Annotated in this window: 15 protein-coding genes and 1 pseudogene; 9 read left to right on the top strand and 7 right to left on the bottom strand. The window is 58.6% G+C overall.

Going from position 1 to position 14,078, the window contains the following annotated elements:
• Positions 1-21 precede the first annotated feature (21 nt).
• Entirely contained in the window at positions 22-1,056 is a 1,035-nt protein-coding gene (gene argC, locus RHM58_RS05110) for an N-acetyl-gamma-glutamyl-phosphate reductase (protein WP_322269790.1), read from the bottom strand.
• 135 nt (positions 1,057-1,191) lie between these two features.
• Between argC and hemJ the strand changes: the two genes are divergently transcribed.
• The 6 genes from hemJ (at position 1,192) to coq7 (ending at position 5,801) form a co-directional block, all read left to right on the top strand.
• Positions 1,192-1,620 carry a protoporphyrinogen oxidase HemJ gene (gene hemJ / locus RHM58_RS05115; protein WP_201189646.1) on the top strand — a complete coding sequence of 143 codons (429 nt, stop codon included), beginning with the start codon at positions 1,192-1,194 and terminating at the stop codon, positions 1,618-1,620.
• 34 nt (positions 1,621-1,654) lie between these two features.
• Entirely contained in the window at positions 1,655-2,623 is a 969-nt protein-coding gene (locus RHM58_RS05120; RefSeq protein ID WP_201198234.1) for an NAD(P)H-dependent flavin oxidoreductase, read from the top strand.
• A gap of 92 nt (positions 2,624-2,715) precedes the next feature.
• Positions 2,716-3,693 (top strand): DUF805 domain-containing protein, encoded by a 978-nt coding sequence (locus tag RHM58_RS05125; RefSeq protein ID WP_322269792.1) that lies wholly within the window; start codon positions 2,716-2,718, stop codon positions 3,691-3,693.
• 62 nt (positions 3,694-3,755) lie between these two features.
• Positions 3,756-4,544 carry an SDR family NAD(P)-dependent oxidoreductase gene (locus tag RHM58_RS05130; protein ID WP_201198236.1) on the top strand — a complete coding sequence of 263 codons (789 nt, stop codon included), beginning with the start codon at positions 3,756-3,758 and terminating at the stop codon, positions 4,542-4,544.
• 81 nt (positions 4,545-4,625) lie between these two features.
• Positions 4,626-4,964, top strand: a complete 339-nt coding sequence (locus tag RHM58_RS05135; RefSeq protein WP_322269794.1) for a histidine triad nucleotide-binding protein — start codon at positions 4,626-4,628, stop codon at positions 4,962-4,964.
• 189 nt (positions 4,965-5,153) lie between these two features.
• Complete coding sequence (gene coq7 / locus RHM58_RS05140) at positions 5,154-5,801, top strand: 2-polyprenyl-3-methyl-6-methoxy-1,4-benzoquinone monooxygenase (protein ID WP_201198238.1); 648 nt, start codon at positions 5,154-5,156, stop codon at positions 5,799-5,801.
• A 104-nt stretch (positions 5,802-5,905) separates the two neighbouring features.
• Here coq7 and speD read toward each other — a convergent pair whose 3' ends face one another.
• A complete protein-coding gene (gene speD / locus RHM58_RS05145; RefSeq protein WP_201189656.1) occupies positions 5,906-6,700 on the bottom strand; it encodes an adenosylmethionine decarboxylase in 795 nt (264 codons plus the stop codon).
• 239 nt (positions 6,701-6,939) lie between these two features.
• The gene (locus tag RHM58_RS05150) at positions 6,940-7,362 is read right to left on the bottom strand and encodes an OsmC family protein (protein ID WP_003176451.1); all 423 of its coding nucleotides are present in this window, start codon (positions 7,360-7,362) and stop codon (positions 6,940-6,942) included.
• Between the two features lie 249 nt (positions 7,363-7,611).
• Between RHM58_RS05150 and crp the strand changes: the two genes are divergently transcribed.
• The gene (gene crp, locus RHM58_RS05155; RefSeq protein ID WP_201198239.1) at positions 7,612-8,256 is read left to right on the top strand and encodes a cAMP-activated global transcriptional regulator CRP; all 645 of its coding nucleotides are present in this window, start codon (positions 7,612-7,614) and stop codon (positions 8,254-8,256) included.
• Here crp and RHM58_RS05160 read toward each other — a convergent pair.
• The 4 genes and pseudogenes from RHM58_RS05160 to RHM58_RS05175 form a co-directional block, all read right to left on the bottom strand.
• Positions 8,253-8,952 (bottom strand): annotated as a pseudogene (locus RHM58_RS05160) (biotin/lipoate A/B protein ligase family protein). The gene crp and the pseudogene RHM58_RS05160 overlap by 4 nt on opposite strands.
• A gap of 128 nt (positions 8,953-9,080) precedes the next feature.
• Entirely contained in the window at positions 9,081-9,917 is an 837-nt protein-coding gene (gene trpC / locus RHM58_RS05165) for an indole-3-glycerol phosphate synthase TrpC (RefSeq protein ID WP_201198241.1), read from the bottom strand.
• Complete coding sequence (gene trpD / locus RHM58_RS05170) at positions 9,914-10,963, bottom strand: anthranilate phosphoribosyltransferase (RefSeq protein ID WP_201198242.1); 1,050 nt, start codon at positions 10,961-10,963, stop codon at positions 9,914-9,916. The genes trpC and trpD overlap by 4 nt, the downstream gene beginning before the upstream one ends.
• Positions 10,964-10,972: 9 nt before the next feature.
• Positions 10,973-11,566 (bottom strand): aminodeoxychorismate/anthranilate synthase component II, encoded by a 594-nt coding sequence (locus RHM58_RS05175; protein WP_157713839.1) that lies wholly within the window; start codon positions 11,564-11,566, stop codon positions 10,973-10,975.
• Positions 11,567-11,613: 47 nt separating this feature from the next.
• Here RHM58_RS05175 and RHM58_RS05180 point away from each other — a divergent pair, with 47 nt between their 5' ends.
• Both RHM58_RS05180 and estP read left to right on the top strand, forming a co-directional pair.
• Positions 11,614-11,880 carry a hypothetical protein gene (locus tag RHM58_RS05180; protein ID WP_201256348.1) on the top strand — a complete coding sequence of 89 codons (267 nt, stop codon included), beginning with the start codon at positions 11,614-11,616 and terminating at the stop codon, positions 11,878-11,880.
• A 94-nt stretch (positions 11,881-11,974) separates the two neighbouring features.
• Positions 11,975-13,888, top strand: a complete 1,914-nt coding sequence (gene estP, locus RHM58_RS05185) for an esterase EstP (RefSeq protein WP_322269797.1) — start codon at positions 11,975-11,977, stop codon at positions 13,886-13,888.
• Positions 13,889-14,078 lie beyond the last annotated feature (190 nt).

The following is a 14,078-nucleotide window of genomic DNA, read 5'->3' on the forward strand; positions in this document are numbered from 1 at the left end:
TTTGCTGGGCGGGATAAGGCCCTACGGCAGCATGCCCGCGTGGGACAGTCCCAAGCGTTCATCCAGCCCGAACAGAATGTTCAGGTTCTGCACAGCCTGGCCCGACGCCCCCTTGACCAGGTTATCGATCACCGACAACACCACCACCAGGTCACCGTCCTGTGGACGATGCACGGCGATACGGCAAACGTTGGCACCGCGCACGCTACGGGTTTCCGGGTGGCTGCCAGCCGGCATCACATCGACGAACGGTTCGTTGGCGTAACGCTTTTCAAACAGCGCCTGCAGATCCACCGAACGATCCACGACGTTCGCGTACAGCGTCGAGTGAATGCCGCGAATCATCGGGATAAGGTGCGGAACGAAGGTCAGACCAACGTCCTTGCCCGATGCGCGACGTAGGCCCTGGCGAATTTCCGGCAGGTGACGGTGACCTTTGACGGCATAAGCCTTCATGCTTTCCGACGTCTCGGAGTACAGCGAACCTACCGCCGCGCCACGACCGGCACCGCTGACACCGGATTTGCAGTCAGCGATCAGACGGGAAGTATCCGCCAGACCTGCTTCGAGCAACGGCAGGAAACCCAGTTGCGTGGCGGTTGGGTAGCAACCCGGCACAGCGATCAGGCGCGCTTGCTTGATCTGCTCGCGATTGACTTCCGGCAGACCGTAAACCGCTTCTTCCAGCAACTCTGGCGCACCGTGCGGCTGGCCATACCATTTGGCCCACTCATCAGCGTCTTGCAGACGGAAGTCCGCCGACAGGTCGATGACCTTGGTCCCGGCCGCCAGCAGTTCACCGGCCAAAGCATGGGCAACCCCGTGGGGCGTAGCAAAGAACACCACGTCGCAGGCGCCCAGGGTCTTGATGTCCGGAACGCTGAACACCAGGCCGTCGTAGTGGCCTCGCAGGTTCGGATACATATCAGCCACGGCCAGACCGGCCTCGGATCGGGAAGTGATGACAACCACTTCAGCCTGCGGATGCTGTGCCAACAAACGCAGCAGTTCGACACCGGTGTAACCCGTGCCGCCGACGATACCGACCTTGACCATAAACCTGCCCTCAACGAACCCACTGGAAAGCCGTCGATAATAGGGGCCGCGCGGCCCTGCGACAACCGTCAAGGTGACGTGCGGCGGCACAAGCCTCTACTATTCGGGCTACCGTGAACCTGGGAATAACTAAAAATGCTTTATCTGTGGCTCAAAGCGCTTCACATCGTCAGCATGGTCTGCTGGTTTGCCGGCCTGTTCTACCTGCCGCGACTGTTCGTCTATCACGCGCAAAGCGAAGACACCGTCAGCAAGGAACGCTTCAGCGTCATGGAGCGCAAGCTGTACCGCGGCATCATGGGCCCGGCGATGATCGCCACCCTGGTCTTCGGCATCGCGCTGATCGCCCTAAACCCAAGCATATTCAGCCAAGGCGCGTGGATTCACGCCAAGTTGACGCTGGTGGTGATCCTGATCGGCTACCACCACATGTGTGGCGCACAGGTAAAACGTTTTGCCCGTGGCGAAAACACCCGCAGCCATGTCTTTTATCGCTGGTTCAATGAAGTGCCGGTTCTGATATTGCTGGCTATCGTAATTCTGGTCGTCGTTCGGCCGTTCTAAATCCAATAAGTCACCATTTACCGGGGTACTTCCAATGTCGCTGCCCGCTCTGCTCGAACAACGTTTGCGTCTGCCCGTGGTGGCAGCGCCGATGTTTCTGATTTCCAATCCCCAGTTGGTGCTGGCCTGCTGCCGAAACGGCGTAGTGGGCAGCTTCCCGGCTCTGAACCAACGCGAGAGCAGCGGCTTCAAGGCCTGGCTGGAAGAGATCGAAGCAGGCTTGGCGACACTGGAGAACCCGGCGCCTTACGCGGTGAACCTGATCGTCCACAACAGCAATCCACGGCTGCAAGCGGATCTGGAGATCTGCATCGAGCACAAAGTGCCGATCGTGATCACCAGCCTCGGCGCCGTGAAAGAGCTGGTGGACGCGGTCCACAGCTATGGCGGCCTGGTATTTCACGACGTGACGACTCGTCGCCACGCAGAAAAAGCCGCTGAGGCCGGCGTCGATGGTTTGATCGCCGTGGCCGCCGGCGCGGGTGGCCACGCCGGGACCTGGAGCCCGTTTTCGTTAATCGCCGAGATCCGTCAGTTCTTCGACAAGACCCTGCTGTTGGCGGGTTGCCTGAACCACGGTCACGAGATTCTCGCCGCGCAATTGCTCGGTGCGGATTTAGCCTACTTCGGTACGCGATTTATCGGCACCACTGAAAGTCATGCACCTGACGCCTACAAGCAGATGTTGCTGACATCCAGAGCGGCGGACATCGTCCATACTCCAGCGGTGTCGGGGGTTCCGGCAAGCTTCATGCGCCAGAGCCTTGAAGCTGCCGGTTTCGACACGGCAGCCCTGCAAGGCAAGGGCGAAGTAAACTTCGGCTCCAAGCTCAAGCCTATAAGTGATGAAGCCAAAGCCTGGAAAACCGTGTGGTCTGCCGGTCAGGGCGTTGGGGAAATCGATGACTTGCCGAGTGTCGATGAATTGGTCGCACGGCTGGATGCGGAATACCGCAAGGCGCTGGAACTGGCGGCACAGCTGCCGAAACGCTGGCCGCGCTGAGCTGAAAATTTAGCCAGCCCCACCCGGCTGGCTTTACACTCGATACCTGCAATATTTACTAACTCAAATCCTCGCGACAAGGATGCCTCGCAATGAGCGACAACCGTTTCAAGATCGTTTTCGACGGCGCTCTGCTGCCTGGTGTTGATGTCACCACCGCCAAGCTCAATCTCGCCGAGCTATATAAAAGTGAAGTGGCTGCCGTCGAACGGCTGTTCACCGGCAAAACGGTCACGCTTAAACAAGGCTTGTCGCAAATTGACGCGCAAACCTACCTTCAGGCGCTGACTAAAACCGGCATCGATGCCCGGATCGAAAGCGAATCGTCCATAGAACTGAATCTGGCCGATGCTCACGAACATGCTCCTGCCAGCAGCCAATCTGTATTCGCCGATCCAGCCTCCCCTTACGCACCGCCCCGAGCCGCTGTCGGCGAAAGTCTGCCGGCGTTTGCCACGCTCAAGCCGTTCAGCGTCGAAGGCCGCATCGGCCGCTTGCGCTATCTCGCCTGGACGATGGCCCTGACGCTGGTCATGCTGGCCGTAGGTTCGGTTGCGGCCATACTGGCCATCGCGATCATCAGTGCCGATTCGACCGAAGGCTTGATTATTGGTGGTCTGGCAGCGGTCATCCTGTGCATTGTCATCGGGGTCGTCAGCATCCAGTTCAGTGTCCAGCGCCTGCACGACATCGGCTGGTCCGGCTGGCTCTGGCTGTTGAACCTTGTTCCGTTCCTGGGCAGCTTCTTCCCGTTCGTGATCATGGCTGTGCCGGGAACCAAAATAGCCAACCAATACGGCGCGCCACCTCCGCCAAACAGCTCGGCGGTCAAGGTGCTGGCGTCGCTCTGGGTAGCGGTTATCGCGATCGTCTTCATCGGCGCACTGGCCGGGGGCATTACTGCCATCCAGCAAGAGTACGAAAGCGCTGCCGAAACCAGCTATGACAGTGGCTCGGTGACCACCGACGAAGTTGACGCGGAACCGGCCACCGAGGCCGAGCAAGCACCCAAATCCGCAGACGATGAAGCCGAAGAAGCCCCGGCCCCTGTAGACTCTGCGAAAGAATGAACAGCGCTCCCCGCCCGTGACACCTGCGTCGCCGGCGCGGAGCTGTTGCGATGGAGAACTGCATGACCCGTTACGCTCTGATCACCGGCGCATCCAGCGGCATCGGCCTGGCGATGGCCGAAGCGCTGGCCCGCCGTGGCCGCAGCCTGATTCTGGTGGCCCGACAGCGTGATCAGCTGGAAAGCATTGCGATTGAACTGACCCAACGTTTTGGCGTTGAGGTGTTATTCCGTGCCTGTGATCTGGGTGAGCCGTTAAGGCTGTCCGGGTTTCTACTGGAACTGGAAGAAGGCGACCGCCAGATAGACTTGTTGGTCAACTGCGCCGGCATCGGCACGTGCGGCCCCTTCCTGGCCCAGGACTGGATGACCGAGCAAGACTTGATCGAGGTAAACATCCTGGCGCTCACTCGCTTGTGCCACGCCATCGGAAACAGCATGGCCTTGCAGGGCGGCGGGCAGATTTTGAATGTGGCCTCGGTGGCGGCGTTCCATCCCGGCCCCTGGATGAGCACTTATTACGCGAGCAAGGCTTATGTCCTGCATTTTTCCGAAGGCTTACGCGTTGAGCTGAAGAAATGCGCAGTCAAGGTTTCAGTGCTCTGCCCTGGCCCGACCCGCACCGCGTTCTTCCACACCGCGCAACTGGACACCGGAAAACTGGCGCAAAGCAAACTGCTCATGAGCCCCGAGGAAGTCGCGCTGTACACCGTGCGAGCCCTGGAAAAGAATCGCGCCATCATTATTCCGGGTCGAATTAATCGCTGGTTTGCTTTCCTGCCGCGATTAGGCTCGCGATGGCTGACCCGGACCATCGCCGGCATGGTCAACAAGGCCTATTGCCCGCGCTGAATCCCCTTAAAGGTAAATGGCTGGGCTCCGGTCTACCCCATGGGTACACTCAGGTCAGCCCAAACAACGGAGAAAACAGCTGTGGATACTCTGTTCACCAAGATCATCAACCGGCAAATCCCGGCGAAGATCATCTACGAGGACGACCAGGTACTGGCCTTCCACGACATCGCCCCACAGGCCCCGGTGCATTTTCTGGTCATCCCGAAGAAACCGGTGCGCACCCTCAACGATTTGACCGAGGACGACAAGGCGCTGGCCGGGCATATTCTGTTCACCGCCCAACGCCTGGCGCTGGAACTGGGCTGCGAAGAAGGGTTCCGCGTGGTCATGAACTGCAATGAACAGGGTGGGCAGACCGTCTATCACATTCATATGCATGTACTGGGTCAGCGCCAGATGCACTGGCCGCCGGGTTGATTCACCACTCGCCTCTGTAGGAGCGAGGCTTGCCCGCGAAAAGGGCGACGCGGTTCATTCAGACAGACCGCGTTATAGTTCTTCGCGGGCAAGCCTTGCTCCTACAGGATTGGTTGCAAATGACCCAGCGCAAACCTTCCCCGGCCGATTCGGTTAAACTGGCCGCCGAGATTCTTCCCGGAGGTCAGCATGACTACCCAACGTCACTACTCGCCAATTGACCGTCTTCTGCTGCAAGCCGATGCCGCGATGCGTACCCTGCTGCCTTTCAGTGGCCAGCCGTACCGTCCGTCGCCGGCTATCGTGCAGCCTGAAGCGCAAATGAGCGATGAAGACACCCGGCATGTCGCCGGTCTGATGCGCATCAACCATACCGGCGAAGTCTGCGCCCAGGCGCTGTATCAGGGTCAGGCACTGACCGCCAAGCTGCCGAAAGTGCGCGCCGCCATGGAACATGCCGCCGAAGAAGAAATCGATCACCTGGTCTGGTGCGAACAACGCATTCATCAGTTGGGTAGTCACACCAGCATTCTGAACCCACTGTTTTATGGCATGTCGTTCGGGATTGGCGCCGTCGCCGGGTTGATCAGCGACAAGGTCAGTCTGGGATTTGTTGCCGCTACAGAGCATCAGGTCTGTAAACACTTGAACGAGCATCTTGAGCAACTGCCGGCCGAAGACGAAAAGTCTCGAGCGATTCTTGAGCAAATGCGGATTGATGAAGAACATCACGCCGAAAGCGCGCTGGAGGCTGGTGGTTTTCGATTCCCGGCGCCGGTGAAGTTCGGGATGAGTCTTTTGGCCAAGGTGATGACCAAGAGTACTTATCGGATCTGATAGCTCGGTTGCCTGATAGGACCTCTTCGCACGGTTTATCGAGCAGACCGCAATAAAAAAAGGCGACTACCGCTAAGTAGTCGCCTTTTTTGTACCCGAAAATCTTAGCTCGGCATGTTGCGCGCGTAGAAGATTTCCAGCATTTCGTGTTTCACACGATCAGTCACCTGGGCACGTTGCTCAGAGGACAGACTGTTGGTCGCGTCGCCGAACAGGTAGTTATCCAGTTCGAAGTTCTTCAACAGCATTTTGGTGTGGAACAGGTTTTCCTGATACACGTTCACGTCAGTCATCTGGTAACTGTCGCGGGTGTCTTCGGAGAGGTAATTCTGGATCGAGTTGATTTCGTGGTCGATGAAGTGCTTTTTGCCTTCAACGTCACGAGTGAACCCGCGCACGCGATAATCCACGGTCACGATGTCCGAATCGAACTGGTGAATCAGGAAGTTGAGCGCTTTAAGCGGTGAAATGACGCCACAGGTCGACACGTCAATGTCCACACGGAAGGTTGCAATACCGTCCACCGGATGGATTTCCGGGTAGGTGTGCACCGTGATGTGGCTCTTGTCGAGGTGGGCCAGGATAATCTCGGGCAACGGGCCCGGGGACTCTTCGATCTGGCTGTCGGTCGGGGTTACCGGCTCTTCAGAGATCAGAATCGTGACGCTGGCGCCCTGTGGGTCGTAGTCCTGACTGGCGATGTTCAGGATGTTGGCACCAATGATATCGACAACTTCTGTGAGGATCTGCGTCAGGCGCTTCGCGTTGTACTCTTCATTGATGTACTCGACGTAAGCCTGTTGGTCTTGCGGGGTTTCCGCGTAGCAGATGTCATAGATGTTGAAGCTCAAGGTCTTTGTCAGGTTATTGAACCCGTGGAGCTTGAGTTTGCTTTTCACCGTTAAAAACTCTCTATGTATTGCGGCCCAGGCCGCGTGATCAAGCATGCCCGTCAAATGCGAACAACGCACCTGCGTAGGACGGTTAACACCTCTTCGCGATGGCGATTTTGGTTGTCTGTTCGGGTGTGCGGCCTGTCGGGTGACGGGCCACGACCCTGAAAAAAGTGGCGCATTATGCAGACGTCAGCTATGGATCGCCAGAGTCTGCACCGCTTTTATGATAGTTGAATGTCGAATCAACCGAGTTCGATGATTTCGTAATCGTGGGTAATGGCCACGCCAGCCGCGCCGAGCATGATCGAAGCCGAGCAATACTTCTCGGCAGACAGTTCGATGGCGCGTTTAACCTGGGCTTCTTTCAAGCCTCGGCCCTTGACCACAAAGTGCATATGGATCTTGGTGAAGACCTTCGGATCCTCAGTCGCGCGCTCGGCTTCAAGGAACGCTTCGCAGCTCTCGACGGCCTGGCGGGACTTCTTGAGGATGCTGACCACATCGAAATTGCTGCAACCGCCGACGCCCAGCAGGAGCATTTCCATTGGGCGTACACCCAGGTTACGGCCGCCGGCTTCCGGCGGACCGTCCATGACCACGACATGACCGCTGCCGGACTCACCGAGGAACATGGCTTCGCCAGCCCATTGGATGCGTGCCTTCATCGCCAAGACTCCACTGTCTAAAAAAGGGTCGCCAGCTTAGCACAGGGGCCTGGAATGACAGCGTTTCGCGGTCCTAGGACGCGTGTACCAACTGCGTAGGTAAATTCTCAAATCTTGAGGGAATGTGTCTGTTAAGCTGGCGCCAATTCGCTGGCGCATGGCCAGCTATAAAGCGAATGAAAAAATCGCAGGCTTTACTCGCTCCTACAAAAAAACCAAGACACCGTGCAGTCTTTTCGGGATACAACCATGGTTGCTATTACCCCCACACCCAAGATCAAGAACCTCGACAAGCTGTTGATGCATTGCCAGCGCCGTCGTTATGCGGCCAAGAGCAATATCATCTGTGCCGGCGATCGTTCTGAAACACTGTTCTTCATCATCAAGGGCTCGGTCACGATCCTGATCGAGGACGACGACGGCCGCGAGATGATCATCTCCTACCTGAACGCCGGGGACTTCTTCGGCGAGCTGGGGTTGTTCGAACAGGCCGGCCTGGAACAGGAACGCAGTGCCTGGGTACGCGCCAAAATCGAATGCGAAGTCGCGGAAATCAGCTACGCGAAATTCCGCGAGTTATCCCAACAAGATCCAGACATTCTTTACGTGCTCAGCGGACAAATCGCACAGCGCCTGCGCAATACCACGCGCAAAGTCGGCGACCTGGCCTTCTTTGATGTGACCGGTCGCGTCGCCCGCTGCTTGCTGGAACTGTGCAAGCAGCCGGATGCCATGACCCACCCGGACGGAATGCAGATCAAAGTAACCCGTCAGGAAATCGGGCGGATTGTCGGGTGTTCCCGAGAGATGGTTGGCCGCGTGCTCAAGGATCTTGAGGAACGCAACCTGGTGGATGTCAAAGGCAAGACCATGGTGGTCTTCGGCACGCGTTAAGCCTCGAACATCCCGGCCAGCATTTGGCGGTAGAGCGTGTCGAGGCGTTCCAGTGCATCCGGCGCGGCAAACTTTTCATGCAAGGCGATGTGGCTTTCGGCGCGAACCCGCTGCTCGAGGCCGCACGCCTCATTGAAGCGGTTGACCGCCGCGACCATCGAGTCCCGTTCGTTATCCAGCAGCAACGCCCCGTGCACCAACCCTACCGGACGCTGGCCACCCTTGCTCTGGCGCCAACGCTGGGCGGTGCCAACCATCTTGCGACCGTCGAGGTTGACGTTGAAACGGCCATCGCAGAATGCGCCTTCGACTTCGCCCAACGACGATACGCCGCCCAGCTCATCCAGCAACTGGCAAATCGGATCGCAGAGTCGGCGATAGGCGGTTTCGATTCGGCTCTGGTCGCCCTCACTTCGGGGGGGCATAGACCAGTGCGATGTTGATGGTTGAGGCCGACTGCGGGACCGGTTCACCGCCGGTTTCGCGCAGCAGGACGGGCCAGCCGGCGGCGGCCGATACTTCACAGGCAGCTTCAAATCCTGGCAGGCGATTCAAACGCCGCGGCATGACGAGAGCACGGTCACTGGGTTGCCAGAACAGCAGACCGAATTCCGAATCACCGGTGCAGACATGGGCCAGCAGATCCTGCTCGGCGAGCAGGCCGGCTTCGGTCGTCAGGGAGGTAATCAGGGTCATAAGGAATTCCGTAGGACGTTAAGTCTGTGGTGAGTCTTATGCCGCCATCGCGAGCAAGTCCGCTCCCACAGTGGATCTCCAGTGCTGGCAGATTTCCTGTGGGAGCGAGCTTGCTCGCGATGCTTTTTTCAGTCGAGAGTCGAACCGCTCACCGCAGAACCACGTTCAGGGAAGAACAAACGCTGCAGTTCGGTGCCAGGGCTTTCGGCGCGCATGAAGGCTTCACCAACCAGGAACGCGTACACATCGCTGATTTCCATCAGCTCGACATCGGCCCGGTTGAAAATGCCGCTCTCGGTAATCACCAGGCGATCACGCGGAATGCGCGGCAACAAGTCGAGGGTGTTTTCCAGGCTGACTTCAAAGGTATGCAGGTTACGGTTGTTCACGCCCACCAGCGGCGTGTCGAGGGTTTTCAAGGCCCGCTCCAGCTCGTCGCCATCGTGAACTTCGACCAGCACATCGAGGCCAACGCTTTTGGCCACGGCCGCCAGCTCGGCCATTTTCACGTCGTCCAGAGCGGAGACGATCAACAGCACGCAGTCCGCGCCCAAGGCACGGGCTTCAACGATCTGGTACGGATCGATCATAAAGTCCTTGCGGATCACCGGCAGCTTGCACGCGGCGCGAGCCTGTTGCAGATACGCATCGGCACCCTGGAAGAAATCGATATCGGTGAGCACCGATAGGCATGTGGCGCCGCCCTTCTCGTAGCTCTTGGCGATGTCGGCGGGAACGAAGTTCTCGCGAATCACGCCTTTGCTCGGCGATGCTTTCTTGATTTCAGCAATCACCGCCGGCTGCTTGAGCTTGGCCTGGGCGATCAGTGCCTTGGCAAAACCACGGGGTGCATCAGCGGCCTTGGCCAGGTTTTCCAACTCGGCCAGGCTGACACGGGCGCTACGCTCGGCAACTTCCTGGACTTTGCGGGCCAGAATGTTCTCCAGAACCGTCGGTACACTCATCCCTCATTCTCCACTCGAAATACCGCGGTAAACGCACCCAACTCCTCGAGTTTCTCCCGAGCAAGGCCGGTGTGCAGCGCGTCGTGCGCCAGGGCAACGCCCTCTTTCAAACTTGTTGCATGGTCTGCGGCATACAGCGCGGCACCAGCATTGAGCACAATCATTTCGGCGGCTTTTTGGCCGTTCTCGGTCTTGCGTTTGCCCAAGGCATCGCGAATCAGTTCCAGCGAAGCCGCCGGGCTGTCGACCGACAGACCGTGCAGGCTCTGGCTCTTCATGCCCAAATCTTCCGGCTCGACCCAATACTCGGTGATCTGGTCGTTCTTCAGCTCCGCCACAAAGGTCGGCGCCGCGAGGCTGAATTCGTCCAGGCCATCTTTGGAGTGCACGACCAACACGTGCTTGCTGCCCAGACGTTGCAAAACTTCAGCCAATGGCCGGCACAACGCCTGGTTGAACACCCCCACCACCTGATGTTTCACGCCGGCCGGATTCGTAAGCGGGCCGAGCATGTTGAACAGAGTACGCAGGCCAAGATCCTTGCGCGGGCCGGCGGCATACTTCATGGCACTGTGGTGGGTCTGGGCAAACATGAAACCGATGCCGACGTTATCGATGCAGCGCGCGACCTGGACCGGCGTCAGGTTCAGGTAGATCCCGGCCGCCTCCAGCAGATCGGCGCTGCCGCTCTTGCCCGAGACCGCACGGTTACCGTGCTTGGCAACGGTACAACCGGCCGCCGCGACCACGAAGGAAGACGCGGTCGAGACGTTGAAGATATTCGCACCGTCACCGCCGGTGCCCACCACATCGACGACGCCGTCGAGGGTCTTGAGTTCGACCTTGTCTGCCAGCTCACGCATGACGGACACCGCGCCGACGATCTCGTCGATGCTTTCGCTCTTCATGCGCATGGCCATCATGAACGCGCCGATCTGCGCATCCGTGCATTGCCCGGTCATGATTTCGCGCATCACATCGCGCATTTCATCGGTGCTGAGGTCGAGGTGATCGACGATACGGCTCAGGGCTGTCTTGATATTCATGAAAAGTCCTTAGCGCGTGCCGCCGGTTTGTTTGAGAAAGTTGGCGAACAGCTCGTGACCCTGCTCGGTGAGGATCGACTCAGGGTGAAATTGCACCCCCTCGATGTTCAGCGTCTTGTGGCGCAGGCCCATGATCTCGTCGACCGAGCCGTCTTCAAGCTGGGTCCAGGCGGTCAATTCGAGACAATCGGGCAGAGTTTCGCGTTTAACAATCAACGAGTGGTAGCGCGTCACCGTCAGGGGATGATTCAGACCTTCGAATACGCCCTTGTCCTCGTGGAATACCGGGCTAGTCTTACCGTGCATCACTTGACGGGCGCGCACCACATCACCGCCAAAGGCTTGACCGATGGATTGGTGGCCGAGGCAAACGCCGAGGATTGGCAGCTTGCCGGCGAAGTGTTTGATCGCTTCGATGGAAATGCCGGCCTCGGTCGGGGTGCAAGGACCGGGGGACACGACGATGCGCTCTGGGTTGAGGGCTTCGATTTCGGCAATGGTGAGTTCATCGTTGCGCACGACTTTGACCTGGGAGCCGAGCTCACCAAGGTACTGCACAACGTTGTAGGTAAAAGAGTCGTAGTTATCGATCATCAGCAACATGACGTGGGGAACCTCTTGAATTCACTGACTTTTAAGACAGCCTTCGAATGATTACCCGCAGTGTGCTGCGCTTTGTCAGGTGCTGGAGTGGCGCCAGCAAAGCGGCATTTCATACAGGTAAAGAAGGCGAAGCGGTACAGGTCCGGCAGGGCCGGCAAAAGAATTCAGGCGCGCCAACGCCAGCGGGCGTGTGCCTTGATGACTTGATCCAGGAGTTTGCTGATGATCAACACGGGAAAGGTCTCATTCATACGTCTTGGCACAGTAACTTAGCTGGGCAGAGCGTGCAATATGGCGCACGCCAAGGCTTGTAAAACAATCGAAGGGGTCGCGACGGATGGCAAAAGGCCGGGAGTTTTTGGTACTGTCGTTTCGTTCTCTACAACAATAAATAAAACGGACTTGCTCATGATCAAACAGACGTTGTTTGTACCGCTCACCAGTTGCCTGCTCGCCCTGGCCTGCGCCCAGGCTAACGCGGCACCGACCCCTTACTCGAATTTCATCGTCTTTGGCGACAGCCTCAACGATGCCGGGACCTTTGCCGACACTGGCGGGCCTGCCGGGGCCACCGAGCGCTTCACTAACCGCACTGGCCCGATCTACACCGACGGTAGCGGCGAAGTCCGCTCGTTCAACGCCACGCAGATCCTGGGCGGCAAGCTTGGGTTCACACCGGACCAGACAGCGTCCTCTTCCTCGGCAGTACGCGCCGGTGAAGGCCTGCCCGATGGCAACAACTGGGCTGTGGGCGGCTACCGAACCGACCAGATTCTCGATTCGATCACGAGTACCTCCGCCACCGGCGAACGTACCCGCGCGGGCTATCTGCCGTCGAACAACTTCCGCGCCGACCCGAATGCGCTGTATTACCTCTCGGGCGGTGGTAATGACTTCCTTCAGGGGCGCGTGACCAGCCTGCCCCAGGCCAGCGCCGCCGCCGATCGCCTGGTCAGCAGCGTGCAAACCCTGCAACAGGCCGGCGCCCGCTACATCATGGTCTGGTTGCTGCCGGATATCGGCTTTACCCCGGCTTTCAACGGTTCGCCACTGCAAGCGTTCACGTCCCAGCTCAGCGCCCAGTTCAACACTGAACTGGTGAGCCAACTGCAGACCGTCAATGCCAACATCATCCCGCTGAACATTCCGGTGCTGCTTAAAGAGACGTTTGCCAATCCGGCGCAATTCGGCCTGGCCACCGACCAGAACCTGAGCGCCACTTGCTTCAGCGGCGACGGTTGCACTGCGAATGCCCGATACGGCATCAACAGTGCGACCCCAGACCCGACCAAGCTGATCTACAACGACTCGGTTCACCCAACCGAAGCCGGACAGCGTCTGATTGCCGATTACGCTTACTCCCTGCTGTCCGCACCTTGGGAAGCAAGTCTGCTGCCGGAAATGGCCCAAGGCACCCTGCGCGCGCATCAGGATGAATTGCGCAACCAATGGCTGGCCGACTGGGAGAACTGGCAAGGCGTTGGTCAATGGCGGGCGATTGTCTCTGCCGGCGGACAACATCAAGACTTCGACAGCCAGCGCAGCGGCGGCGCCAGTGCTGACGGCAATGGTTACAACCTGAACGTCGGTGGCAGCTACCGGCTCAACGAAGCGTGGCGAGTTGGCCTCGCGGCCGGTTTCTACAACCAGAAACTCGAAGCAGGCAGTAACGACTCGGACTACAAGCTGAACACTTATATGGGTACGGCGTTTGCCCAGTATCAGCAGAATCGCTGGTGGGGTGACGTAGCCATGACTGCCGGGCATCTGGACTACGACAGCCTCAAACGCAAATTCCAGTTGGGGGTCAACGAACGCGGGGAGAAAGGCGATACCGACGGTTATGTACTTGGTATCAGCGGTCGCCTGGGTTACGACATCGCGCCAGAAGCCACCAGCCCGTGGCATTTGTCGCCGTTCGTGAGCGCCGACTTCTCCAAGGTAGAGGTCAACGGTTACTCGGAAAATGGCGCCGACTCCACCGCGCTGACGTTCGATGACCAGTCGCGCAACTCCCGGCGTCTTGGTCTGGGTATCCAGGGCAAGTATCAGATCACTCCGCAAACCCAGGTGTTTGGCGAACTGGCCCACGAGCGCGAGTACAACGACGATGCTCAGGACGTGACCATGAATCTCAACAGCCTGCCGAACAACCAATACACCTTGGCCGGCTACACCCCGCAGACCAACCTGAACCGCCTGAACCTGGGCGTGAGCCACAACCTCACCAAGGAACTGGCACTGCGTGCCAGCTACAACATCCGCAGGGATGATGACTTTACCCAGCAGGGCGTCAACTTAGGGGTCAGCCTGGACTTCTAAACCTCAGGCATAAAAAACGCGGAGCCCTCACAGGCGCCGCGTTTTTTTGCTGAACACTTATTGTGGCGAGGGGCTTGCCCCCATTCGGCTGCGCAGCAGTCGCAAATCCAGGCGACTCGGTAGGCCTGAAAGAGCTTGGGGCCGCTCCGCGCCCCAACGGGGCAAGCCCCTCGCCACAACAGCTCGTTCA

The organism is Pseudomonas sp. 10S4 (assembly GCF_034344865.1).
In the GTDB taxonomy this organism is placed as follows: Bacteria; Pseudomonadota; Gammaproteobacteria; order Pseudomonadales; family Pseudomonadaceae; genus Aquipseudomonas.